The sequence below is a fragment of the Agrobacterium sp. NPDC090273 genome (assembly GCF_044772305.1).
GTDB lineage: Bacteria > Pseudomonadota > Alphaproteobacteria > Rhizobiales > Rhizobiaceae > Agrobacterium.
This window is the reverse complement of record NZ_JBIVYN010000003.1, coordinates 553,581-576,775: the sequence shown is the minus strand read 5'-3', so window position 1 is coordinate 576,775 and position 23,195 is coordinate 553,581. Positions and strand designations below refer to the sequence as shown.

The window sequence follows — 23,195 nt, the reverse complement described above, 5'->3', positions numbered from 1 at the left end:
ATTGCTGCCGTCAGCGACGTCTTGCCATGGTCAACGTGACCGATCGTGCCAATGTTGACGTGCGGCTTATTGCGCTCAAACTTGCTCTTTGCCATGTGAATTTTCTTCCTGTGAACATGAAGTAGTTTCCCCGGCGGACCGGTTTGGTGTCGCCGTTTAAGGCTTTGTAAGCGAATGCGCAAGACTTAATTGTTAAAGCGCCCTCGCACGCGCATGAAGCGCGGCATTGAAGCCCTCATATGGGGCCGCCGCTGCGAAAGTCAAACCCAATTGGGCAACCCGGCGTGCCAACCCCGCGTTGAATCAGCGTGTGTTTGTCATGCCCGTTAAACGCACGTCGGCGATAACGAACTCTTTACCGTCGATAACGAACTCTTTACCACGGCACAGTTCTTGGCTTATGGAAGCGAATACGTCCGGGGAGAGACGCCAACCGCCTTGTACCGAACGACATCACGACCGGCCGCGTCCTGCGGCCAGCGCTTTTCTATCCGTTTCAGGGCATCCACATGGAAATCTTCACCGCTGCCGGGTTTACGGCATTTCTACAGGTCATCGCGATCGATCTCGTTCTGGCGGGGGACAACGCCATCGTCATCGGCCTCGCCGCCGCCGGTCTCCCAGCCCACCTGCGCCGCAAGGCAATCCTCGTCGGCATCATCGCAGCGACGGTGCTGCGCATCGGCTTTGCAGCCATCACCGTCCAACTTCTGTCTGTGGTCGGCCTGCAGCTCTTCGGCGGCCTGCTTCTGGCCTGGGTCTGCTGGAAAATGTGGGCAGAACTCCGCGAACAGAACGGCTCGATGGAAGATGAGGTAACCGACGAAGAAGCTGACCTTACCAAAGGCCACAAGACATTCTTCCAGGCGGCGATCCAAATCGTCATCGCCGATGTATCGATGTCGCTGGACAACGTTTTGGCTGTTGCCGGCGCGGCTCAGGAACACATCACCGTTCTGGTAATCGGCCTCATCGTTTCTATCGCCCTGATGGGCCTTGCCGCAAACTTCGTCGCGAAGCTGCTGCACCGCTACCGCTGGATTTCCTACCTTGGCCTGATGGTCATCATCTACGTGGCGCTGAACATGCTCTATCACGGAACACTTGAAGTCCTGCCGCATATCCAGCCTTATTTCGGCTGATCACACCGGAAACTCACGCAAAACAAAGGCCCGAAAACGCGATGTTTCCGGGCTTTTTTTGTTGCCTGCGTGGCAACGTGAATCACGCTTGCGTTGCGCTGCAACATTTTACTGCAATCGGAAAATCACCAATTTTCGCCCGTCCGTTTTGACAGTTGAGGTCAGCCCCGGGCAAGCATAGGGAGCTAAATATCAGGTTAAGAAAAACAAGAAGAAAGGCATAACGAACAATGGCTTATGACTGGGGTGGAGGCCGTACGCGCCGTCTTCGCTGGATGAAGCTCGGTTGCGTCGGAAGCTCGCTTGTCCTCGTTACCCTGCTGGTGATGTTCTTTCTCCATTAGGACACGCCAACTGGATTTTTTGACACTGACCGGCGGTGCGAGATGGGCCTTAAACCCATATCATGCCGCCGGTTTCATTTGGGCGACACATGTGTGGCTCAGGGTTTGACCGCTGTGCAATGCACCGGCTTTTTCATCTCGGCATCCGCCATCAGATCGTAAAGATCGGCTTCATCGCCCTTTGACCACCAGACATAGACACTGCCCTGATATTTCGCACCCGAAGCAGCCATGACGTTCGAGGCGACAATGATTCTGTCTGCAAATGCGATTCGCACGAGACTGATATTTCCGGCATTCAGATAGGTCGCCACCACCTTTTCCTGCCCACACTGATAAGCCGATTCTATTTTTTCAACGCTCGTCGTTTCAGGCAACGGAATAATAATGTCCTCCGCCATGACGCTGGTGACAACGAGTGGAGACAGCATTATCGTGATGAGAGCAATTGCAGCGGATCTTTTCATGGCATGTCCTTCCCTTACCTGCACACATAAACGCATCGCATAAGGGCGGGAATCAGGCGGACTGGCATCAGGTGAACAGCCAGTACCCGCCCCCCAGAATGAGAGCCCACATCACCAGGGAAATGGCCAGCACGACGAGATAATTCCTAAGTCGCTTTGTCATTCGCATCCATTCGCTCGGCAGCACGCAAAACGTGCGATATGCCGCCTGGCCCGTGAAAGCGGCACCGCCGCCCATTCGAGTCCTGTATCAAGAGGGAAAAAAGCAAACTATTCGTATATTTTACCCGATGGAATGCGCAGTTGCACCATCGGAACCAACTCATCGCCCGGAACAAGGCAGAAAGCCGGCAAATGATGTCGATCGCCTGACATCCCGCTACGAGCTATCGCAAATAAGAAGGATGGAAAAAGCCACAGCTCATGAGCCAATCAAGCTCAGAACAGGTGAATGCTATGCCGTGAAGAGATTGGAGCGGGTAGCGGGAATCGAACCCGCGTATTCAGCTTGGAAGGCTGCTGCTCTACCATTGAGCTATACCCGCGGTGGTGATTTCGATCCGTGCAGAATGGTGGAGGGAGTTGGATTTGAACCAACGTAGGCTGAGCCAACGGATTTACAGTCCGTCCCCTTTAACCACTCGGGCATCCCTCCAGTATTCTGCGAGGATCAAGCGACCAAGCTTTGTCCAGATGTCCGTTCGGCGCTGCGCCGTTCGTCGTCTGTGGGGGCGTATATGACGGCCTCGTTCGCTTCTGTCAACACGGTGTCATACGAATTTTTTCGAAAAATTTCGTGCGCCTTCAAAGCCCTGTGGATAGTTTGTCGTGACCGGAGATAATTAGGCCCGAAGTTGTAAGGGCTGGTGCGGGCCACACGCCGGAGATATAAGGCGACATGAGCAACGACGCCCCCAAAGACAAATCCACCCGCGATACGCACTACGCCAACCTTCGTCGCGCCGTGCGCGATGCAAAGCGTGAGCGTGGCGAAATCCCGACCCCTCCCCAACAGAAGCGCAAGCATAAAGGCGCGGATGACTGGAAGCCGCCGCAACTCGCAGCGGATCAGGTCTATCTTTATGGACTGCATACGGTGCGTGCCGCCCTTTCCAATAAAGAGCGGCAGATCATCAAGCTGTCGGTCACGCAGAACGCTTTTGCCCGTCTCGACATTGGCGAAGCGGAAGGCCAGTCCTTTCCGGTCGAGTTCGTTTCCCCACAGGATATCGACAAGGTGCTTGGCCCCGAGGCAATCCACCAGGGTGTGATGCTGGAAACCAAGCCCCTGCCGGTAAAAAGACTGGGTGCGCTGAAAGACAGCCCCTTGATCCTCGTTCTGGATCAGGTCACCGATCCGCACAATGTCGGCGCCATCATGCGTTCGGCCGTCGCATTCAATGCTGGCGCGCTGATTACCACGATGCGCCACAGCCCGACCGAATCCGGCGTGCTGGCGAAATCGGCGTCCGGCGCACTGGAACTCATTCCCTATATCCAGATCACCAATCTCGCCGACGCGCTGGGTGAACTGCACAAGCTGGGTTTCACATCCATCGGACTGGATTCGGAAGGCCCTGCCCCGATCGAGCAGACATTCAGTGGTGACAAGATTGCCCTGGTGCTTGGCGCCGAAGGCAAGGGACTGCGCCAGAAGACGCGCGAAACCGTTTCGGCACTGGCGCGTCTCGACATGCCGGGCGAAATCAAATCGCTGAACGTTTCGAATGCGGCGGCGATCGCCCTCTACGCAACACAGCAATTCCTGGGAAAAGCCTCGTCGTAAGGCACGTCTTTCTTGCGAAAAAATAAGGCGCGACGCATGCTGCGCCTTATTTGCACGCATGGAGACCAGGATACGATGCCCGATATGATCAAACCGACCGGCGAACTGACGCTTAGAACGCTCGCCATGCCCGCAGACGCAAATCCGGCGGGCGACATTTTCGGTGGCTGGGTCATGTCGCAGATGGACTTGGCCAGCGGCATCCGCGCCGCCGAACGTGCTCGCTGTCGCGTCGTGACGGCAGCAGTGAAAGAAATGGCCTTCGAACTGCCGGTCAAGATCGGTGACACGCTGTCGATCTACACAGAGATCGTTCGCGTCGGCCGGACTTCCATTACCCTTTCCGTGGAAGCATGGGCGCAGCGCTCACGCTTCGACAAGCTGGAAAAGGTCACCGCCGGAACCTTCATCATGGTGGCGATGGACGAAGAAGGTAAGCCCACCCCCATTCCGCCTGCGGAGTAAGACCATGGAGGCCGCCGTCAATGCTGCGGAAGCTTATTCGCACATTCGTGCCGTCATGGGCATGGTCGTCGGCCTCAGTCTCGCCCGCCTTCTGACTGGTCTCGCCGGTTTCGTACAGCATCCGAAAAAGGAACGTATCTATCTCGTTCATCTCGGCTGGGTGGCGTTTCTGTTTCTCATGCTCGTGCATTTCTGGTGGTGGGAACACCGCCTGGCGGCAACCGGCCACGTGCTGGGCTTCGGAGCATTCCTTTTTCTCATCCTGTTCTGCTCGCTGTTTTACTTTCTCTGCGTGCTGCTGTTCCCGACGGAAATGAAGGAATACACCGGATACGAAGATTATTTCTTCTCGCGCAAAGGCTGGTTTTTTGCGTTTCTGGCCGCGCTCTTCGTGACCGATATTGCCGACACGCTGCTGAAAGGCCGCGATTATTTCGCCGCTCTTGGTCTGGAATATATCCTCCGCAACATCGTGTTCGTGGCTTTGTTCACGACAGCGGCTTTCATTGCCAATCGCCGCTTCCACCAGGGCCTCATCGCCTTCGCACTGATCTATCAGGTCGTCTGGATTTTCCGCACTTACGACCTGCTGACCTGAGCAGTCGTCAGAAATTATGGCCCGGCAGGGCCGCGGCCTGTTTCACCCAGTCCGCGAGCTGGGCTTCATCCAGAATATCGTCCTCGTAGATATTGAAGTATCGCACATTGGCCTGTTTCGAGGCCACCGGTGGAACGGGCATGAGCGCACTTCCTCGCATGAAAGCAAGCTGAACGTATTTTTTGTAGCAGTACATCGAGCAGAACCAGCCATCCTCTTTACCGTAAAGCGGCGTATTCCATTTCACGGCTTTTCGGACAGCCGGAAACACGTCCTCCACGATCCGGTCGACACGGCGGCCAATCCCGGATTTCCAGCCCGGCATCGCAGTAATATAAGCCTGAACCGGCTCGTTGCCATGGCCCAAAGGGATCTGCGGGTTGCCGCTGGAGAGCAGCTTCGGTTGGCTTTTCTCGATCATGGGCTCCCTTATAGCACGAATGCAGGGTGCCGACGATTGCGCCGCTTTGCGCCGTCAGCCCGGGATCACCTTTGTCGCAGTGACATCGGAAGAAGAATATGGCACCTCACAAGCCATGAGGTTTATTCGCAAGATCATGCAGGATCGCAGTTCGGCTGGCGCCATCGCCACGCTGGCGCTTTTGCTGTTCTTGTTGCAAGGCCTTGTAAATGGCGCTGCTAACGGCAGCATGGCGGCAGCGGCCCTCGCAGCGGGCGACGTTATCTGCTCCACCCATTCCCCTGATGGTGCGACTGGCAAGGAAAATCCAGCCTCCAAACTGGCCAACAATTGCTGCGGCGCGCTTTGCCGCCTTGCTTCCCTCTCTACGGCCGCCCTTCCCGTCATACCTGATGACCTGCCCGCCGACATTATCCCGAAGGTGCAGATCGCCGTCCTGCCAGCCGACGCGGCCCTGCCACCCTCTCCGCCCAACAGGGATTCGCGAGCCCGCGCCCCACCCCTTTCTCTGCAGATCTGACGCATGAACCATCCGGCCGGGAAAGGCCGGACCATCCTTATCTTGCGGAGACACCCATGTCCGTCACCACTTCTGTCGAAGGGGAGCGCCCGCGTGCGCAATCTTCGTCCACCAGCCTTTACCGCGCCGTCTGGCGCTGGCACTTTTATGCCGGTCTTTTCGTCCTGCCGTTCATGGTAACGCTTGCTGTCACCGGCGCGCTTTATCTGTTCAAGGATGAGCTGGACAACGTCATCCACGCCGATATCAAGCGTGTCGAAGCAGTACAAAACGCTCCGAGAGCGCTTCCATCCGAGATCATCGCCGCCGCGCTTGCAGCGGTTCCCGGTACGGCAGTCAAATACACCACGCCAATCGATCCCGCCGCCTCGGTCGAGATCACCGTTAACACGACGGATGGCAGGCGCGCCGTTTATGTCAATCCTTATACACGGGAGGCTCTCGGCTCCCTTCCGGATCGCGGTACCGTCATGTGGACGATCCGTTATCTGCACAGCCTGAAATATTTTGGCACCTATGCACGTTACCTCATCGAGATCGCGGCGGGCTGGTCCATCCTGCTGGTCGCAACCGGCATCTATCTCTGGTGGCCGCGCAAACAGACCGGCGGCGTGCTGTCTGTGCGCGGCACGCCGACCAAGCGCGTCTTCTGGCGCGACACCCATGCCGTCACCGGAATTTTCGCTGGTATCTTCATCGTTTTCCTCGCCCTTACCGGCATGCCCTGGTCGGGCGTCTGGGGCGGCAAGGTCAACGAATGGGCCAATGGCAACAACTTCGGATATCCCTCCGGCGTGCGTATCAACATCCCCATGTCCACCCAGAAACTGGATGAGATTTCCAAAACGTCCTGGTCGCTGGAACAGGCCAGAATTCCGATCTCACAAGGGCATGACCACGGCCAGCACAGCGCAGAAGACATGACGCGGCCCATCGCTGAAAGCATTCTGCCCGCTACCTCTATCGGCGTTGATCAGGCCGTTGCCCGCTTCGATCAGCTCGGGCTTTCACCGGGTTATGTGGTCGCACTGCCGACAACACCGCAAGGCGTCTATAGCGGTTCTGTTTATCCTGACGACCTTCAGAAACAGCGTGTCATCCATCTCGATCAATATAGCGGCGAGCCATTGATCGACATGAGCTACGCCGACTACGGACCACTCGGCAAGGCGCTGGAATTCGGCATCAACACGCATATGGGACAGCAATTTGGCCTGACAAACCAGATCGTGCTGACCCTGGCCTGCCTCGGCATCATTGTGCTCGCCACCTCCGGCGGCATCATGTGGTGGAAACGTCGCCCAACGGGCTCTCTCGGTGTTCCACCCATGCCGCAAGACAGACGCGTGCTCTATGGGCTCATTGCCATCCTTGCCATAGGAGGCATCATCTTCCCATTGGTCGGAATGAGCCTGCTTGTCATGTTGCTGCTCGATCTCTTGATGCAGTCACGCCAGAAGCGCCGTGGCGTCTAAAAACATCTGATAACTGTGGCCGGGAGCAATCCCGGCCGTCGCTTCGACCATCAGGATCTGAAGATGAACGACGCACCCAGCGCAATGAGTGCAAAACCGATGACATGATTGATGGTGATGCTTTCCTTCAGCCAGAAAACCGAAAACAGCGCGAACACCGCCAGCGTAATGACTTCCTGAATGGTCTTGAGCTGCGCCGTCGAATAGACCTCCGATCCCAGCCTGTTGGCCGGTACTGCAAGGCAATATTCGAAGAAAGCGATACCCCAGCTCGCCAGAATGGCCAGAAACAGGGCGCTGCCCTTGTGCTTGAGGTGCCCGTACCAGGCAAAGGTCATGAAAACATTGGAGGCAACGAGCATCAGGACAGGCCAGATGTGAGCAGGGCTGATTGCGGGCATGACAAATCCTTGGGAAACGAAGATAGAAAACGGCTTAGAGCATCGGACCGAAAAGTGTAACGCCGATTTCCGAAAATCCCGGCGTTGCAGCCAAAAATTTCGAGCGACTGCGAATGCTGAGCGCAGTTTTCGGCCAGCAGAAACGAAGATCCAGCCATTCGGTTCCCAGGCAGACGACGTTTCCCTTTTGTACTCATTTTTTCATCGTCGCCCCTTCCTTTCTCCGCTGACTCCCTCCATATTCTCGCCATGGCCAGATCACCGAAAAATTCCACATCCTCAAACTCCGGGTTCGAGGAAATGCCGCAGGCGCCGTTTGAAGGCGCACCGCTTTCCGGCAGCGTTGCCGACTGGGTGAAGCAGCTGGAGGCAGAGGCAGAAGCCTCGTCTGTCGAAACACAGCGCGAGATAGCCTCCAAGGCCGGCAAACACCGCAAAAAAATCGAGATCGAGGCCCGCAAGGAAGCCGAAAAGGCTGCGCCTGCGAAGACAGCCAAGAAAACGACGGCTTCCAAAACCGCGCGTGGCGTGTCGATCGGCGGATCGTCCGACCCCAAAACACGTGCGGCAGCTGGCCTTAATCCGGTCGCCGGTCTGGATGTGTCACTGGAAGATGCCGGCGCCCTTGCTCCCGGCGCCGTGACGGCGACGGTCGACGCACTCTCCAAACTGATTGAAAGCGGCAATCCGCTGTTCAAGGACGGCAAGCTGTGGACACCGCACCGCCCTGCCCGCCCGCCGAAATCCGAAGGCGGCATCGCTATCGAGATGGTTACGGAATACAAACCGTCCGGCGACCAGCCGACCGCAATTGCCGATCTGGTCGAAGGTATCAATTCCGGTGATCGTTCCCAGGTGCTGCTCGGCGTCACCGGCTCTGGCAAGACCTTCACCATGGCAAAGGTGATCGAGGCGACACAGCGTCCGGCTGTCATCCTTGCGCCGAACAAGACTCTCGCCGCGCAGCTCTACTCCGAATTCAAGAACTTCTTCCCGAACAACGCGGTCGAATACTTCGTTTCCTACTACGACTATTACCAGCCGGAAGCCTATGTGCCGCGCTCGGACACCTATATCGAAAAGGAATCGTCGATCAACGAGCAGATCGACCGGATGCGCCACGCCGCCACCCGCGCCATTCTGGAACGCGACGACTGTATCATCGTCGCCTCGGTCTCCTGCATCTACGGTATCGGCTCGGTCGAAACCTATACGGCCATGACATTCCAGATGCAGGTCGGTGACCGGCTGGATCAGCGGCAGCTTCTGGCCGACCTCGTGGCCCAGCAGTACAAGCGGCAGGACATCAATTTCGTGCGCGGCTCCTTCCGGGTGCGTGGCGATACCATCGAAATCTTCCCCGCCCACTTGGAAGATGCCGCCTGGCGCATTTCCATGTGGGGCGACGAGATCGAATCCATCACTGAATTCGATCCGCTGACAGGCCAGAAAACCGGTGACCTGCAATCGGTCAAGATATATGCCAACTCGCACTATGTGACGCCACGCCCGACCCTGAACGGTGCCATCAAGTCGATCAAGGAAGAGCTGAAAATGCGCCTTGCCGAACTGGAAAAGGCCGGCCGTCTTCTAGAAGCGCAACGTCTGGAACAACGCACCCGTTACGATATCGAGATGCTTGAGGCGACAGGTTCCTGTGCCGGCATCGAGAACTATTCGCGTTATCTCACCGGTCGCAATCCCGGCGAGCCGCCACCGACCCTGTTCGAATATATTCCCGACGACGCCCTGATCTTTATCGATGAAAGCCACGTCACCATTCCGCAGATCGGTGGCATGTATCGCGGCGACTTTCGCCGCAAGGCGACACTGGCGGAATATGGCTTCCGCCTTCCATCCTGCATGGACAACCGCCCGCTGCGCTTCGAGGAATGGGACGCCATGCGCCCGCAGACCGTTTCAGTTTCCGCCACGCCAGGTGGCTGGGAAATGGAGATGGCCGGCGGCGTGTTCGCCGAACAGGTTATCCGTCCGACCGGTCTGATCGATCCACCGGTGGAAGTTCGCTCGGCACGTACGCAGGTGGACGACGTCCTTGGTGAAATCCGCGAAACCGCCGCCAAGGGATATCGCACCCTCTGCACCGTGCTGACCAAACGAATGGCGGAAGACCTCACCGAATATCTGCACGAACAGGGCGTTCGCGTGCGCTACATGCACTCGGATATCGACACGCTGGAGCGTATCGAGATCATCCGCGATCTTCGTCTCGGCGCCTTTGACGTGCTGGTGGGTATCAACCTGCTGCGCGAGGGTCTGGACATTCCCGAATGCGGCTTCGTCGCCATTCTCGATGCCGACAAGGAAGGCTTCCTGCGGTCCGAAACATCTCTCATCCAGACCATTGGCCGTGCGGCGCGTAACGTCTACGGCAAGGTCATCCTTTACGCCGACAACGTCACAGGCTCGATGAAGCGAGCGATGGAAGAGACCAGCCGTCGTCGCGAAAAGCAGATGGCTTATAACGAAGAGAATGGCATCACGCCGGAATCGGTCAAGGCCAAAATCTCCGATATTCTTGATTCTGTTTATGAGAAGGATCACGTAAGAGCCGATATTTCCGGCGTTTCCGGTAAGGGCTTTGCCGATGGCGGCCACCTCGTTGGCAACAACTTGCAGGCCCATCTCAACGCGCTGGAAAAGTCCATGCGCGACGCCGCGGCCGATCTCGACTTCGAAAAGGCCGCCCGACTGCGCGACGAAATCAAGCGCCTCAAGGCCGCCGAACTCGCCGCCATGGACGACCCGATTGCCAGAGAAGAGGCTTCGAGCGCCGAAAGCGGAAGAGGCAGAGCAAAAGCGGCTTCCAAAGGCGCTGGCAGTGAATCGCTCTTCACCAAACCGTCACTCGATGACATGGGACCAGGCACAGACACCGCCAAACCGCTGTTCCGCAAGAACACCCTCGATGAGATGACCGTGGGCCGCACCGAAAAACCTGTTCGTGGTGCAGTCCCCGACAAACCGGATGAGCCGGGCAAACGGTTCTCACCACTGCTGGAAGGCCAACCGGAAAAACGCACCGACGACCCGCGCCCGATCGTGCGCGGCAAGGTCGGCGCGGGTTCTTACGAAGATCCGGTCGATGAAAAGCGCAAGGGCCGCACCAAGGGCAAGACGGGAAGGCCGGGACGTTGACAGACTAGCGCTCCGGAACCCGGCACTCCCACAAACGTTGGTTGTGTTTAGGGACCCGCAAGGGAGATTGGCATGCTTCGAAAAAATCTGGCGAGACTTTGTTTGTTTCTCGCTTCAGGGCCGGCGTTCGCCGGACAAATCGAAGACGCCACTTTCAAAAGCAAAGCGCTGGGGAGTGATCTTTCCGTCAACATTTACCGGCCGGATGGCGACCCGCCGGACAACGGCTGGCCGGTGCTCTATCTGCTGCATGGCCATGACGGCGATCAGAACAGTTGGCGCGATCTCGGCAATATCGAAAACACGCTGGACGGCATGATCGCATCGGGCACGATCCGTCCGCTTGTGGTGGTAATGCCGGGCGCTAAAAATAGCTGGTATGTCGATTCGAGTTCTATCGAGGGACCGGGTGACTACGAAACGGCCATCACCCGCGATCTTCGGTTCCACGTCGAAACGACGATGCCCGTACGCAAGGACAAGCAGGGACGCGCGATCGCCGGCCTGTCTATGGGTGGGTTCGGTGCGCTCCGCCTCGCCTACGGCCACGAAGATTTATACACTGCGGTCGCAAGCCTGTCAGGCGCGATCTGGCAAAATGTTCCGGCCGGAGACGTGGACAAGACGCCGGCCGAACTCAGGCTCATTCAGGATAGCGCATTCTTTCACCGTATCGACCGCGCCACCATCACCAGCGGCATCGTGCTGCCTTCCACCGGCGATCATTTTTCCGGCGCCTTCGGTACGCCCTTCGATGCACGACTGTTCAACGACAAGAACATTTTCACACTCATAGCCAGACACGTTGTTCAAAGCCAGGATTTACCGGCAACCTATTTGACGGTCGGCGACGACGATGGCTTCAACCTGTGGCGCGGCGCCGTGGCCCTGCATGAGACATTGCAGGCCGATAACCGTAAATCCGAGTTACGGATCACCGATGGCGATCACCTCTGGTCCGTATGGAAAATATCGATCATCGACGCACTGAAATTCATCGATAGCCAGTGGGACAAAGACATGAATGTGGCTCAGGACTAGCAATCCAGGTCTCTATCGATCCCTCTGGCGAGCTTACTTCCGCTTCTTCGCGGCTTTACCCACAGCGTTTAACGCGGCAGCAGCGCGGATCAAGGCTGCCAGCGCCTCCTCGTCAACCTTATCGCCCTCGTGAAGATCGATGGCGCGCCGGGTATTGCCTTCGAGGCTGGAATTGAACAGACGACCTGGGTCGTCCAGCGACGCCCCTTTGGCGAAGGTCAATTTCACGGCGCTCTTGTAGGTCTCGCCCGTACAGATGATACCGTCATGCGACCAGACGGGGACCCCACGCCATTTGACCTCCTCCACGACGTCTGGATCGGCCTTTTTGATAATGGCCCGTACACGCGCCAGCACATCGCCCCGCCAACCGCCAAGGTCGGCGATCTTCTGATCGATGAAATCTGATGCCGCAGTCGCCTCGATATCATTTTCCGCCGCTTTTTTGACCACGCCCATCCTCCCTCTATTCCCGCTGCTTTAACCATTTCGTGCTGCGCACGAACGGTCAGGGAACATCATAAACACGATTTTTCATTTCGTCTCACAGGAACCAATTCCGCCTCCCTTCGTTTCTTCCCCGAACGCAACGTTCAGCATACAAAGGGAAGAAACATCATGAAAAACAAGGTTTTCGCACTGGCTGCCGTCGCAGCCCTGACCTCTTCTGTTGCCTTCGCGCAGACCGCCACCACGGCACCGGCCGAGACGGCTCCTGCAGCAGTTGGTGCGGATGCGGCACTTTCTGGCCCTGGCTTCACCATGGGCACGAAGGCCAGTGGTCCGCTGAAATTCGTCAACGTGCAGAAGACCGACCTGACCGCCTCGCAGCTCGATGGCATGGATATCTACAATGCCAAGGGCGAGGACATCGGTGAAATCGAAGATGTGGTCATTGGCGAAGGCAAGGCCGTGATCGGTCTCGTTGCCAGCGTCGGCGGTTTCCTGGGCATCGACAAGAGCTACGTGGTTCTCGACCCGGCATCCGTTGCGATCAACAACGACAATGGCACCTGGAAAGCCTATGTCGACACTACCAAGGATGCGCTGCAAAACGCGCCCAAGCTCGATTACGACAAGCTTGATGACTGACACCCCTACAGTCACAAGCGGCCCCTGCGATCCGTCGCAGGGGCTTTTTGTATAGAGATGGCCGCAGCGATAAATGCCGTCGCGGGGCCGATGCAACGCTTGCCTTGCCGCCCACCCCTCGCCTATCTTCGGCCCGCAAAACCATCCAAGGATCGATGCGTGCCCGCCTCAAAATACTCTTCGCTCACTTTCACCGTAGCGTCTTTAGTGTCGGCTTTACTGGCGCCTTCGGCTCAGGCTGCAGACTGGAAACCAGCCGAGCAGATCAAGACCTATACCGTTACGGGCAACTCAGGGGCAGCGCTTTACGATTCCATCGGCGAGCGCGGTCCCATGGCGGGCGTGCAGGCCATCGCCCACACCACGTTCAAGCTGACATGGCGGCGTGACTATCGCCCGCAGCCTGATGGCGCCTGCGTGCTGGCCACCGCGCGCCCCAACCTCACCATCATCTACACCTGGCCAAAGGCACCGGCGAAGCTGCCGACCGCCGTCGCGGCGAGCTGGAAAACCTTCATCAGCGGAGTGGAAACCCACGAGCGGGTGCATGGCGAGCACATCGTCGACATGGTGAAGAAGATCGAAGCCTATAGCGTCGGCTTGCGGGCCGAAAGCGATCCGGGATGTCAGAAAGTCCGTGCGGTGCTGCAACAGCGGCTGGGCGAATTGTCCAACGAACAGCGACAACGCGGCAGAGACTTTGACCGAGACGAACTATCACCCGGCGGTCGCGTTCATCAGCTCATTCTGTCACTGGTCAACGGCCCCTGATCGATCGGTAAAGCCTCGTGGCCTTCGCAGATAAGCCTTGCCTTACTCGGCAGCCTCGCCTTTCAGCACGGGTTGCGGCAAGGACATGGCTTCCAGTTCGTAAGAATATCCTTCAAGCATCGTATAGGCTTGTTCGATTGCTTCGATCTGCGCCTCGGCATTGCGGATCGCCTCGGCAATCGACTGGCTGCGGGCACGCAGCATGGAGCCGAGAACATCGGTCTCCGGTTTTTTGCCCAACCGGTCCATATGTTTGCGGACACGGGTGCGGTGCCGCTCCAGTTCCAGAATGTGAAAGCGACTCTTCAGGATATCGTCGGTCAGTTTGCGGCGCATCGCCGCCACGGGATCGAAGCTGCCCGGCTCGCGTTCATCAAGAATGAACTCGTTGACGAGCGTTTCCAGCATCAGCAGGCCCTTGAGATCCTTGGCATCGGCCAGTTGCGGATCGTAACCGGTATCGTCGAACACCTTGCGGCGTACCGGGTCCTTCAACAATTCATAGGCTGTCTGAAGTTTCGCGAATTGCTCGGCGTCACCGCCGCTGTCGGGATGAGCAGCCTTGGCCACCTTCCGATAGGCGGATTTGATCGCAGCCTCGTCGGCATCGCGCTCCACGCCTAGCAATATATAAGGATCGATCACGAAAACACCTTCAAACGCAACTCTTCACCAGCATGCCGAACATATCCTGACGGCAGCGGACTGATCATAGGCGAAAAGCGCGCCACGAGCACCCCTGCTGCACCAGTCAAAGCGGTAAAACCCCAAAAAGGATGCACCGCCATAGCGATATAAAACCGGGCGAAAAGCCCTTGGTCCCGAAATTTGTCGAGGCCAAGGCCACTATAATGGCAGGCCGGACAAAATTGTGGACAGCCGTGACGAAAGAGATTTCGCGGCACACTGCTCGACAGGATCGAGACAAAGTTACGGCTGACGCGCGGGCGCAAAAACACTGCGTGGCAAGGGGTTATGGCGAAATACCATCAACGGGTGTACTCTTGATCATCGATCTGAAGGGAGGGTCAGTCCGGTGCCGCAAACGATCACACAGACCGTCACAGACTATGTTCATGCCATGGCCTACGCGGATGAAGGGCTGATGCGCGATGTTTTCGATCCGCGCGCCTCAATCGTCGGGAATTATCTGGGAGAAACCGAATGGCTTTCGCTCGATGATTTTGTTGGCCAGATCAGGGAGAACGAGCGCGGTCTCCCCGACCACGATCCGTCCTTCGAGATATTGGGGATAGACAAGGAAGGCGACAGCGCCTCCGTCAAACTGACCACCAGCTTCGACGGCACCGACTTCTGTGAATATCTTTCGCTGCTGGAACGCGATGGAAACTGGTTCATCGTCCACAAGCTCTATCACGTGAAGCCGTAGAACACAGGCAACACATTGCCGGAAAACAGCGGTCGAACCACGACCGCTGTCAGCGCCCTCGCGTCACAGCCACTTCGGAATATCAACCCGTTGATAGGTCTGCAGTTTTCCGATCAAGGCTTCCGCATTGGCGTCAACAGAGGTCGAATGTCGGTGCGCGGCCGGCAGAAATTTCTCGACAACCATGTGGTCGATGAAGCCCAGGAAGCTGTCGAAAAATCCCCGTGTATTCAAAAGACCGATCGGCTTGTCGATTTCGGAAAGCTGGTTCATCGTCCAGACTTCCATGAACTCCTCCATCGTCCCGATGCCGCCAGGCAAAGCAATGAAGGCATCCGCCAGTTCCGCCATGCGTTGCTTGCGTTCGCGAAGCGTCTGCGTCACCTCACACAAGGTCAGCCCCTCGTGCGAGTGACCCTTTTCGTGAAGGCGAGCGGTGATGATGCCGTGCACCTCCCCACCGGATGACAGTGCGGCGTCGGCCACAACGCCCATCAAACCCTTGGTCGTGCCACCATAGATGAGTTTGATGCCGGCGTTACCAAGCGCGTGTCCCAGCGCCCTCGCCCCTTCTGCAAACTCTTCCGATGCACCGTAGTTGGAGCCGCAAAAAACGGCAATCGATTTGATATGACGGGTCGTCATGGCATTTCCTGATCAGATATGGTGGGCGACAGCGCCGATTTGGGGATCATCACATGTGCCCCCTTTTTGATGTTGACGAGCTGGGTGATCCGAACGTCCGCCGCAACGCTGCAGAAGGTATATGCATCCTCCGCGCTCATGCCCGTTCGCTTCCGGACAAGCGTGATGGCGTGACGCAAAGCCTCGTGCACGGCCCTCTCCAGCTCCTCGTCGAAACCCATAGAGATCAGGTGAGTCGATGTCTCGGCAAAAGGAGCGGAAATGTCGGTATTTTTGATCACCGTGATCCGGACACGACCAGACAATCCGGTCTCCACAGCGGTGAGACACGCCTCGCCATCGCCCTGGGCCGCGTGTCCATCTCCGATCGAGACAAGAGCATCTTCGACGGATACAGGCAGGTAAAGCGTCGAGCCTGACGACAGCTCCTTATTGTCGATATTCCCGCCGAAATAACCGGGCACGACAGATGAACGTCGGCCATCCTCACGCCGTGGAGCAGTTGCAATAACGCCAAAGAAAGGACGCGCCAAAAGCGTACCTCCCCAGGGCGCAGCAATCGTGCCCGTCGTCATGTCGATACCGAAATGCACCGTCCTTGATGCATCGAAATCGTCGGGCAACGCGCCCTTTCCTGGACGGATGATGTTGAAACCCCAATCATCGCGCAGGCTGACATCGAGAATGTCGATTTTGAGCATGTCGCCGGGCACCGCGCCATTAACGCGGATCGGCCCGGTGAGGATGTGCGGGCCAAGTTCAGGCGCAAGTGTCTGGTGGATGACGCCAAGTTCGGGGCGAACGCGATATCGGCCGACAGGGGCCTCTTCCGCAGACCCGCTAACCGAATGAACGGTCACGATGTCACCGCTGTCGATGCTGAGAACCGGAGAGAGATTCCCGTCAAGGTAACCCCAGTGTACCGTCTCCGCGCCCGGAAAAAGCTCATGCTCGGCCATCGGTTCAGGCCAGTTCGAAACGGATGGGCTGTGCGCCTTCCCAAAGCGTCTTCTTGCCAAGTGCCGCCAAGTTCTCCAGCCCCGATGTCAGTGTGATGAAATGGTTTCCGGCAAGCTGCCCCATTTTCGAAGAGAAGTCGACGCCACCATAGGCAAGCAGAATTTCCGTTTCGCTGATACCTCCGGGATAGAGGATGATGTGGCCCGGTGCGGGATGGCTGGTGTGGTTCTCGTAACCCACGCCAAAATCCTCATCCCCCAACGGCACCCAGACGCCCTCACCGCTCCACCGGACATGGACGATCTGACTGTCATAAGGGAGGCGCTCCAGGAAGGCCGCGCAGGTTTTCGGTGCATCGTGCATTTCAAGGCGAGCGGTGAAGGTGAACGGGCCGGCGGTGATCGTGAGTTCGGTCATGAAAATTGTCCTGTGAATCCTGCATGAATGCCTTGGCGGAAGCGGTCAGCCGTTGGTGGCGAAACTGTCGCTGCGAACGGCCCAGCCTGTCACTCGCGCCTCGATAGCCGAGAAGATGATGTAGAGAGTGACACCGAGCGCAGCGAGAATGAACAATCCGGCAAAGACCAGCGGCACATCGAAGCTGGAGCTTGCGATCATCATCAGATTGCCGATGCCACGGTTCGATGCCACGGTTTCGGCAATGACGGTGCCGACAAACGCCAGCGTCGCAGCGACTTTCAGTGAGGCGAAGAAATACGGCATGGTGCGCGGCAGGCCGATATTCCAGAGGATTTCGAGTTTCGTCGCCTTCAGCGTGCGCATGACGTCCTGCAACTCCGGTTCGGTAGAGGCGAGCCCGGTCGCGACATTGACGACGATGGGGAAGATGCACATCACCATTGCGGTCAAGATGGCTGGCACGGTTCCAGCCCCGAACCACAAGACCAGGATCGGCACGATCGCCACTTTTGGGATTGACGAAAAGCCGACCAGCATCGGATAGGCCACATCGTAAGCAAGCTTCGAAGAGCCGATGAGCATGCCGAGAAGCACACCAAGAAGAATGCCAAGTCCGAGCCCGACCAGCGTCGTGTAGATGGTCTGAAAGGCATGCGGCCAGATTGCCGGGAACTGGGTGATGAGCGTTGATATCGCCTGCGTCGGTCTCGGCAGGACCATTTCAGATATGCCGAACATGAGGCAGATCAACTCCCAGGCGACGAAGGCCCCGAGAATGCAGCAGGCTGACAGAACGCGACGTTTGGTGTCAGGCTTCATGGCTGATGCTCCTTGACGGCCCGGGCCGCGACGATGCGCTCGCGAAGCCTCTGTGTGAGGGATACGAATTCGGGTTCGAAAGAGATGTCGATGGTCCGCGGCCGGGCAAAGGGCACTGCGCGGTCCTCAATGATCCGCCCCGGTCGGGCCTGCATGATGCAGATACGCGACGCCAGATACGCGGCCTCCTTAAGGTCGTGGGTCACGAGCAGAACGGTCGGCTTCTTCTCGATCCACAGGTTCTGCATGATCTCCCAGAGTTCCTCGCGGGTGAACTGGTCGAGCGCGCCGAACGGCTCGTCGAGCAACAGCAGCGTCGGGTCATGGATCAGCGCGCGGCAGAGCGAGGCGCGCTGTTGCATTCCCCCTGAAAGCTGCCAGGGAAACTTGTCGCCGAAACCGGATAACCCTACCTGTTCCAGCAAAGCCTCGGCCCGATCGCGATATTCGCCTTTCTTTTTCTTCGCATAGGCATGTTTGAATGGCGCAACGATTTTCAGCGGCATCATGACGTTGTCGCGCACATTGAGCCATGGCAGCAGTGTCGGGTTCTGGAAGGCCATGCCGATACGCACATCATTTGCGCCGATCTCGCGGCCGGCCACGAAGATGTGCCCCTCCGACGGCGAGAGTGTTCCCGCAACGAGTTTGAGGATTGTCGACTTGCCGCAACCGGAGGGTCCGACCAATGCGATGAACTCTCCATTCTCAATCCGCAGCGATGTTTCGGCCAGAGCGACTGTTTTGTTCTTTTCGCCACCGAAGGTGACGTTCACCCTTTCCAGATCGATGATTGCGTTACGGACTGCAATTTCGGGAGCGAAAGCGATGGTCATGCCGCCGCACTCCCCGTGTGAGATGGCGCCTGAGAGGTAACGGCCGCTATCGTCTGATTCTCGTTTCGCACGTCCGGCACCGGCATCGACTGGATGTCATGCACCGACCGTCCCCAACCGCGGGCATCGGCCTGAAGTTGGCGATCCTTCATGGCAAAGCGGCCACGAACGATTGTGTGGATCGGCAGAGCAGTTGCGTGCATCCCGTGCCAGGGAGAGATTTTCGCCGTCGACTGGATCAGCGCATCATCGATCGTCCAGGCACGATTAGTATCGACAATGGCGATATCGGCATCCGAACCAACCATCAGCGCGCCCTTCCTCGGGAAAAGTCCGAAAGATTTTGCCGGGTTCTCCGCACTCCAGCGCACATAATCCGACAGACTGGCCCCGCGGCGGGCTATTTCCGTCAGCATCAGCGGCATCTGGGTTTCCACACCGGGAAAACCGCAATCGACCGACCAGATATCGGCCCGTGTCTTTTCTTCGGGCGCATGCGGAGCATGATCAGTGGCAATCATGTCAATGGTGCCATCAACAAGCGCCTGCCAGATCGGGTCTTGGTTTTCAACTTCACGGACCGGCGGATTGACACGAATAACCCCGCGCTTGGCTTCGTAATCGTCCGCAGACAACAGCAGATATTGCGGGCATGTCTCACCGGTGATGTCGACGCCGCGTGCCTTTGCATCCGCCAGCGGCCGAAGCTCTGCGGCGGAGGATATGTGCAGAATATGGATGCGCGCCCCAGTCCATTCGGCAAGGATCGCGGCGCGGGCAACCGCTTCCGTTGCCACCACCGCCGGACGGGCGGCAAGATGGGCAAGTGGATCGCTGCGCCCCATCTGGCGAAGGCGCGCTTCGCGACGCTCCATGATGGAGTTCGTCTCAGCATGCAGCGAAATGCGTTTACCGGTCGGAGCGACGATCTCGAACAGTTCCAGCATCGCACCGGTTGTCGGCGACGGGATGCGACCGAAGGTATTGCCCATGTAGCATTTGAAGCCGATCACGCCGCCTTCGATCAATTCACCGATATTCGGCAGGCTGTCCTCGCCAAGTACAGCATAAAGGCCGTAATCGACATGCGCCTTGGCACTGGCAATCGCATGCTTTTCCTTCAGCGATGCCGCGTCGGAAATTGCCGGCAGGGTGTTGGGCATGTCGAAGACAGTGGTGACACCGCCGAAGGCTGCCGCTGCCGTACCCGAGGCAAAGTCCTCCTTCTGCGCATAACCGGGATCACGGAAATGCACGTGAACGTCAATGGCGCCAGGAAGAATGTGCAGACCGGTCGCGTCAAGTTCCTCTTTTGCCTTCGGCATGGCGCTCTGCTCGCCAATCGCCAGGATCGCACCGTCCTTGATTGCGATACTGGCTTTGTATTCGGTGTCCGGTGACACGATCGTGCCGCCGTGGATGACGAGATCGGCGATGATATCTGTAGTCATGACTTCCATCCTTCCTAGAGCGCGGCCCAACCGCCATCGACGGGCATATCGACGCCGGTGATCTGGCGGGACACATCGCTGGCGAGAAACAGGCAGGCATTGGCAACGTCTTCATCGACGGTGATGCGTTTCAGCGCATAGTCCTCGGCGTGACGAATTGCGGCCTCTTCTTCCGTGATGCCGAGCTTTTGGGCCATCGTCTTGCAAACCTTGTCGCGGAAGCGCGGGCCATCCACCATGCCGGGGGCAACACAGTTGACGTTGACATTGTGCTGACCAACCTCAAGCGCGAAGCTCTTGGTAATGCCGCGCAGACCCCATTTGGAAGCGGAATAGGCAAGACGCCCGGCACGCCCCTTCATGCCGAAGGTGCCGCCGACATTCACGACCTTGCCGTAACGCTGGTCGATCATTGCCGGCAGAACGCTGCGGATCGTGTGGAAGCAGCCATTCATGTTCAAGGTGACGATCTCATCGAACTCCTCCGGCGTCGTCTCGGCGCCTGTCTTGCCCATCGGGCCGGAGCCGCCGGCGACATTGACCAGCACATCGATACGGCCGAACGTCTCGAGTGTTTTCGCAGCCGCCGCATCGCACTGCGCCGCATCGGTAAGATCGCAGCCAATGACGATAGCCTCGCAGCCCTTTGCTTCAAGCTCTTCGGCAATAGGCTCGATGGCTGCGGTGTCTCGGCCGATGAGTGCCAGTTTGCTGCCTTCGGCGGCGAATGCCCGCGTAATGGCTGCGCCCATGCCCTTTGCCGGGCCGGTTATGACCACGACTTTATCCGTGAGCTTCAGGTCCATGATGTATTCCGTTCTCAGTATCTGGAGGATGAAAGGGAAACGGCGCCTGACGCGCCGCCCTTTTAGTTGACCGCGGTCAAGAGTTCGGTCTTGGCCGGAAGGAAGCTGCGGTCGAAGACTTCGCCGACGGCAGGCGTGCGCGGCAGGCCATTGGCGTTGACCAGAATGTCGATCGACTTGGCAAGACGCGCTTCATCGACATCCCCGAGGCCAACTTTGGCGACTTCGGGATGCGCCATTTCATCGGCAATGGTCGCATCGAAACGCTCACGCTCGACGTCAGTCTTGAGCAGCGATTCGCGTGTCTTAACCGAAGCGACCGCGGCTTCGGGGTCCTTGATGGCATCCTTGATGCTTCTGTTGAGTGCACGCAGGAAACCCTTGATCGCTTCAGGATTCTCCTTGAGGAAGGACTTCGAAACGATGATGGCGTTGGAATAGAGATCCATGCCGTAGTCACCGTATTTGATGAAGCGGATTTCCTTGTCGGGGTCGACACCAATCAGCTTGGCGCTGAAGCGGATGGTGTTGACGTAACCGAAAACGCCGTCGACCTGTCCTTTCATCAGCATCTGCTCGCGCAGGTTGGGCTGCATGTTGGTGACTTCCACCTTCGAGCAATCCGTCTTGCTGATCGAGCAGAAAGCCGGGAACAGCTTGAGCGCGCCGTCATTGGCAGCACCACCCAAAGTATGGCCGGCAAAATCTGCGGGTGATTTGATCGGGCTGTCAGCTTTGACGGCAATCGTGAAAGGCGGCTGATTGTACATCATGAAGACGCCAACCGGTGCATCCTCGGGCTTCTTCGCGGCGAACTCGATCAAGGCGTTGATGTCGCCAAAACCCATGTCATAGGCACCATTGGCAACCAGCGGAACCGCAGCGCCCGAACCGTTTCCCTGGTCCATGGTGACGTCCAGCCCCTCCTCCTTGAAGTAACCCTTGTCCTCGGCAAGGAACAGCAAACCCTGTGGCCCCTGATATTTCCAGTTCAGAACAAGCTTGATGTTGGTCTCGGCCTGCGCAACTGCCGCCGTGGCGAATGTTGCAAGCGCAGTCATAGCGGCAAGTGCTGCCATACGGGCACGCGTTTTCATCTGGTGGTGAGCCATTGCTTGTTCCCTTTATCTTGTTGGTTGGGGCCGCCGTGTCCGGCTGCTCGTTATGTTGCAACGCGACAATGCCACTGTTCAGTGAATACATCTACCGCTATTATTGTGTTTCAGCGGTGCCAAAAAGGCCTCACTCGGAGATGACGATGCGCCACCTCAAGCTGTTGCAGCAGATATCTGAAATCGCACGCGTCGGTTCGATCCGCCTGGCGGCGGAAAAGATGAACATCACCGCCTCGGCAATGAACCGGAAAATCCAGGATCTCGAAGTTGAACTTGATACGCCGATCTTCGAACGACATGCGCGCGGTGTGAAACTGACGGCAGCGGGCGAAATGTTCGTGCGTTACGCCCGCAGCCAGATCGCCGATGCGGAGCGCCTGAGTTCTCAGGTTGAAGACCTGCGTGGCCTCCGACGCGGTCCGGTCAAGATCGCCTGCAGTCAGGCACTGGCGCTTGATTTCCTGCCCTCACAGATCGGCGAATTTCGCAAGGCAAACCCTCGTCTCGTCTTCGACATCAAGGTCATGGACCACAACGCGGCAATCAACGCCCTGATCGACTACGACGTCGACCTTGCCATCGTCTACCGGGCAGTGATGCGACCCGCCGTGCGAATTCTGGCCTCAGTGCCTCAGCGGCTTGTCGCGATCATGCGCGACGACCACCCTCTCACCGCCAAGCAGACCTTGCGACTGTCCGACTGTGTCGGGTATCCGCTCGCATTGCCCGATCAAAGCCTCGGTGGCAGGCAGGTTCTCGATGAAGTCATCGCCAGACGCGATTTTCGCTTCGATGTCATGGCCGAGTCCAACTCCTTCGAAATGCTTCGCGGTCTGGTGCTGCGCGGGAACATGATCTCGTTCCAGATCGATGTCGGTGCTCCGCGCCAGGAGTTCGGCATGGGCGTCGTCGGTCGCCCCATCGACGAACGCGACATCCCGCGCTCCGATCTCGTCATGTGCCAACTCAGAGGACGCATCCTGCCACTGGCGGCCGCAAGCTTCGCCGATCAGATTGTGCGGGCGACGGCGTAACACCGCGATGGCCACTCTGTTCTCAAAGCAAGCCCGA

Annotated in this window: 26 protein-coding genes and 2 tRNA genes; 12 read left to right on the top strand and 16 right to left on the bottom strand. The window is 57.8% G+C overall.

Going from position 1 to position 23,195, the window contains the following annotated elements; translation table 11 throughout:
* A partial coding sequence (locus ACIQT8_RS12010; protein WP_018010120.1) for a GTP-binding protein occupies window positions 1-95 on the bottom strand: 95 nt, incomplete at its 3' end.
* 414 nt (window positions 96-509) lie between these two features.
* Between ACIQT8_RS12010 and ACIQT8_RS12005 the strand changes: the two genes are divergently transcribed.
* Window positions 510-1,142: a TerC family protein gene (locus ACIQT8_RS12005; RefSeq protein ID WP_400965385.1), complete on the top strand. Its 633-nt coding sequence runs from the start codon at window positions 510-512 to the stop codon at window positions 1,140-1,142.
* A gap of 442 nt (window positions 1,143-1,584) precedes the next feature.
* Here ACIQT8_RS12005 and ACIQT8_RS12000 read toward each other — a convergent pair whose 3' ends face one another.
* The 3 genes from ACIQT8_RS12000 to ACIQT8_RS11990 all read right to left on the bottom strand — a co-directional run bounded on the left by ACIQT8_RS12000 (window position 1,585) and on the right by ACIQT8_RS11990 (window position 2,608).
* Window positions 1,585-1,953: an MliC family protein gene (locus ACIQT8_RS12000; RefSeq protein ID WP_400965382.1), complete on the bottom strand. Its 369-nt coding sequence runs from the start codon at window positions 1,951-1,953 to the stop codon at window positions 1,585-1,587.
* A gap of 471 nt (window positions 1,954-2,424) precedes the next feature.
* A tRNA-Gly gene (locus ACIQT8_RS11995) sits at window positions 2,425-2,498 on the bottom strand.
* Between the two features lie 25 nt (window positions 2,499-2,523).
* Window positions 2,524-2,608 (bottom strand) — tRNA-Tyr (locus ACIQT8_RS11990).
* Between the two features lie 243 nt (window positions 2,609-2,851).
* Here ACIQT8_RS11990 and rlmB point away from each other — a divergent pair.
* From rlmB to ACIQT8_RS11975, 3 genes are all read left to right on the top strand, one after another.
* Window positions 2,852-3,739: a 23S rRNA (guanosine(2251)-2'-O)-methyltransferase RlmB gene (gene rlmB, locus ACIQT8_RS11985; protein ID WP_138790894.1), complete on the top strand. Its 888-nt coding sequence runs from the start codon at window positions 2,852-2,854 to the stop codon at window positions 3,737-3,739.
* Window positions 3,740-3,814: 75 nt separating this feature from the next.
* A complete protein-coding gene (locus ACIQT8_RS11980) occupies window positions 3,815-4,204 on the top strand; it encodes an acyl-CoA thioesterase (RefSeq protein WP_138790895.1) in 390 nt (129 codons plus the stop codon).
* Between the two features lie 4 nt (window positions 4,205-4,208).
* Window positions 4,209-4,802, top strand: a complete 594-nt coding sequence (locus ACIQT8_RS11975; RefSeq protein ID WP_400965378.1) for a hypothetical protein — start codon at window positions 4,209-4,211, stop codon at window positions 4,800-4,802.
* Between the two features lie 7 nt (window positions 4,803-4,809).
* On the opposite strand, the gene ACIQT8_RS11970 is transcribed toward ACIQT8_RS11975, so the two are convergent.
* A complete protein-coding gene (locus tag ACIQT8_RS11970; RefSeq protein WP_262522963.1) occupies window positions 4,810-5,223 on the bottom strand; it encodes a DUF1801 domain-containing protein in 414 nt (137 codons plus the stop codon).
* Between ACIQT8_RS11970 and ACIQT8_RS11965 the strand changes: the two genes are divergently transcribed.
* Window positions 5,222-5,743: a DUF2946 family protein gene (locus ACIQT8_RS11965; RefSeq protein ID WP_400965375.1), complete on the top strand. Its 522-nt coding sequence runs from the start codon at window positions 5,222-5,224 to the stop codon at window positions 5,741-5,743. The two genes, ACIQT8_RS11970 and ACIQT8_RS11965, sit on opposite strands and share 2 nt — an antisense overlap.
* Before the next feature lie 56 nt (window positions 5,744-5,799).
* Window positions 5,800-7,218: a PepSY-associated TM helix domain-containing protein gene (locus ACIQT8_RS11960; RefSeq protein ID WP_400965372.1), complete on the top strand. Its 1,419-nt coding sequence runs from the start codon at window positions 5,800-5,802 to the stop codon at window positions 7,216-7,218.
* A 50-nt stretch (window positions 7,219-7,268) separates the two neighbouring features.
* On the opposite strand, the gene ACIQT8_RS11955 is transcribed toward ACIQT8_RS11960, so the two are convergent.
* Complete coding sequence (locus ACIQT8_RS11955; RefSeq protein WP_138790899.1) at window positions 7,269-7,619, bottom strand: DMT family protein; 351 nt, start codon at window positions 7,617-7,619, stop codon at window positions 7,269-7,271.
* Between the two features lie 249 nt (window positions 7,620-7,868).
* Between ACIQT8_RS11955 and uvrB the strand changes: the two genes are divergently transcribed.
* Window positions 7,869-10,778: an excinuclease ABC subunit UvrB gene (uvrB, locus tag ACIQT8_RS11950; RefSeq protein ID WP_400965369.1), complete on the top strand. Its 2,910-nt coding sequence runs from the start codon at window positions 7,869-7,871 to the stop codon at window positions 10,776-10,778.
* 72 nt (window positions 10,779-10,850) lie between these two features.
* Window positions 10,851-11,819, top strand: a complete 969-nt coding sequence (locus ACIQT8_RS11945) for an alpha/beta hydrolase family protein (protein WP_138790901.1) — start codon at window positions 10,851-10,853, stop codon at window positions 11,817-11,819.
* 33 nt (window positions 11,820-11,852) lie between these two features.
* Here ACIQT8_RS11945 and ACIQT8_RS11940 read toward each other — a convergent pair whose 3' ends face one another.
* Window positions 11,853-12,272 (bottom strand): DUF1801 domain-containing protein, encoded by a 420-nt coding sequence (locus ACIQT8_RS11940; protein ID WP_400965365.1) that lies wholly within the window; start codon window positions 12,270-12,272, stop codon window positions 11,853-11,855.
* A 165-nt stretch (window positions 12,273-12,437) separates the two neighbouring features.
* Here ACIQT8_RS11940 and ACIQT8_RS11935 point away from each other — a divergent pair, with 165 nt between their 5' ends.
* Together ACIQT8_RS11935 and ACIQT8_RS11930 are read left to right on the top strand one after the other, a co-directional pair.
* Complete coding sequence (locus ACIQT8_RS11935; RefSeq protein WP_138790903.1) at window positions 12,438-12,911, top strand: PRC-barrel domain-containing protein; 474 nt, start codon at window positions 12,438-12,440, stop codon at window positions 12,909-12,911.
* Between the two features lie 159 nt (window positions 12,912-13,070).
* Window positions 13,071-13,682 carry a DUF922 domain-containing Zn-dependent protease gene (locus ACIQT8_RS11930; RefSeq protein WP_400965361.1) on the top strand — a complete coding sequence of 204 codons (612 nt, stop codon included), beginning with the start codon at window positions 13,071-13,073 and terminating at the stop codon, window positions 13,680-13,682.
* A gap of 42 nt (window positions 13,683-13,724) precedes the next feature.
* Here ACIQT8_RS11930 and ACIQT8_RS11925 read toward each other — a convergent pair whose 3' ends face one another.
* Window positions 13,725-14,327 carry a J domain-containing protein gene (locus tag ACIQT8_RS11925; protein ID WP_262522966.1) on the bottom strand — a complete coding sequence of 201 codons (603 nt, stop codon included), beginning with the start codon at window positions 14,325-14,327 and terminating at the stop codon, window positions 13,725-13,727.
* 391 nt (window positions 14,328-14,718) lie between these two features.
* On the opposite strand from ACIQT8_RS11925, the gene ACIQT8_RS11920 reads away from it, so the two are divergent.
* Window positions 14,719-15,072 (top strand): nuclear transport factor 2 family protein, encoded by a 354-nt coding sequence (locus tag ACIQT8_RS11920; RefSeq protein ID WP_138790906.1) that lies wholly within the window; start codon window positions 14,719-14,721, stop codon window positions 15,070-15,072.
* 63 nt (window positions 15,073-15,135) lie between these two features.
* Here the strand turns inward: ACIQT8_RS11920 and ACIQT8_RS11915 are convergent, their stop codons facing one another.
* The 8 genes from ACIQT8_RS11915 to ACIQT8_RS11880 form a co-directional block, all read right to left on the bottom strand.
* The gene (locus tag ACIQT8_RS11915; RefSeq protein WP_400965357.1) at window positions 15,136-15,717 is read right to left on the bottom strand and encodes a TIGR00730 family Rossman fold protein; all 582 of its coding nucleotides are present in this window, start codon (window positions 15,715-15,717) and stop codon (window positions 15,136-15,138) included.
* Window positions 15,714-16,676: an acetamidase/formamidase family protein gene (locus ACIQT8_RS11910; RefSeq protein WP_400965355.1), complete on the bottom strand. Its 963-nt coding sequence runs from the start codon at window positions 16,674-16,676 to the stop codon at window positions 15,714-15,716. The genes ACIQT8_RS11915 and ACIQT8_RS11910 overlap by 4 nt, the downstream gene beginning before the upstream one ends.
* Window positions 16,677-16,680: 4 nt before the next feature.
* Entirely contained in the window at window positions 16,681-17,094 is a 414-nt protein-coding gene (locus ACIQT8_RS11905) for a DUF3830 family protein (RefSeq protein WP_400965352.1), read from the bottom strand.
* A 45-nt stretch (window positions 17,095-17,139) separates the two neighbouring features.
* Window positions 17,140-17,916, bottom strand: a complete 777-nt coding sequence (locus ACIQT8_RS11900; protein ID WP_262522970.1) for an ABC transporter permease — start codon at window positions 17,914-17,916, stop codon at window positions 17,140-17,142.
* Complete coding sequence (locus ACIQT8_RS11895; RefSeq protein WP_262522971.1) at window positions 17,913-18,752, bottom strand: ABC transporter ATP-binding protein; 840 nt, start codon at window positions 18,750-18,752, stop codon at window positions 17,913-17,915. Before ACIQT8_RS11895 ends, ACIQT8_RS11900 begins: the two co-directional genes overlap by 4 nt.
* Entirely contained in the window at window positions 18,749-20,203 is a 1,455-nt protein-coding gene (allB, locus tag ACIQT8_RS11890) for an allantoinase AllB (protein WP_400965347.1), read from the bottom strand. The genes ACIQT8_RS11895 and allB overlap by 4 nt, the downstream gene beginning before the upstream one ends.
* A gap of 14 nt (window positions 20,204-20,217) precedes the next feature.
* On the bottom strand, window positions 20,218-21,009 hold the full coding sequence (locus tag ACIQT8_RS11885; protein ID WP_138790912.1) for an SDR family NAD(P)-dependent oxidoreductase: 792 nt from the start codon (window positions 21,007-21,009) through the stop codon (window positions 20,218-20,220).
* A 62-nt stretch (window positions 21,010-21,071) separates the two neighbouring features.
* Window positions 21,072-22,121, bottom strand: a complete 1,050-nt coding sequence (locus ACIQT8_RS11880; RefSeq protein WP_400965343.1) for an ABC transporter substrate-binding protein — start codon at window positions 22,119-22,121, stop codon at window positions 21,072-21,074.
* A 146-nt stretch (window positions 22,122-22,267) separates the two neighbouring features.
* On the opposite strand from ACIQT8_RS11880, the gene ACIQT8_RS11875 reads away from it, so the two are divergent.
* A complete protein-coding gene (locus ACIQT8_RS11875) occupies window positions 22,268-23,158 on the top strand; it encodes a LysR family transcriptional regulator (RefSeq protein WP_262522975.1) in 891 nt (296 codons plus the stop codon).
* The last annotated feature ends 37 nt before the right edge of the window (window positions 23,159-23,195 follow it).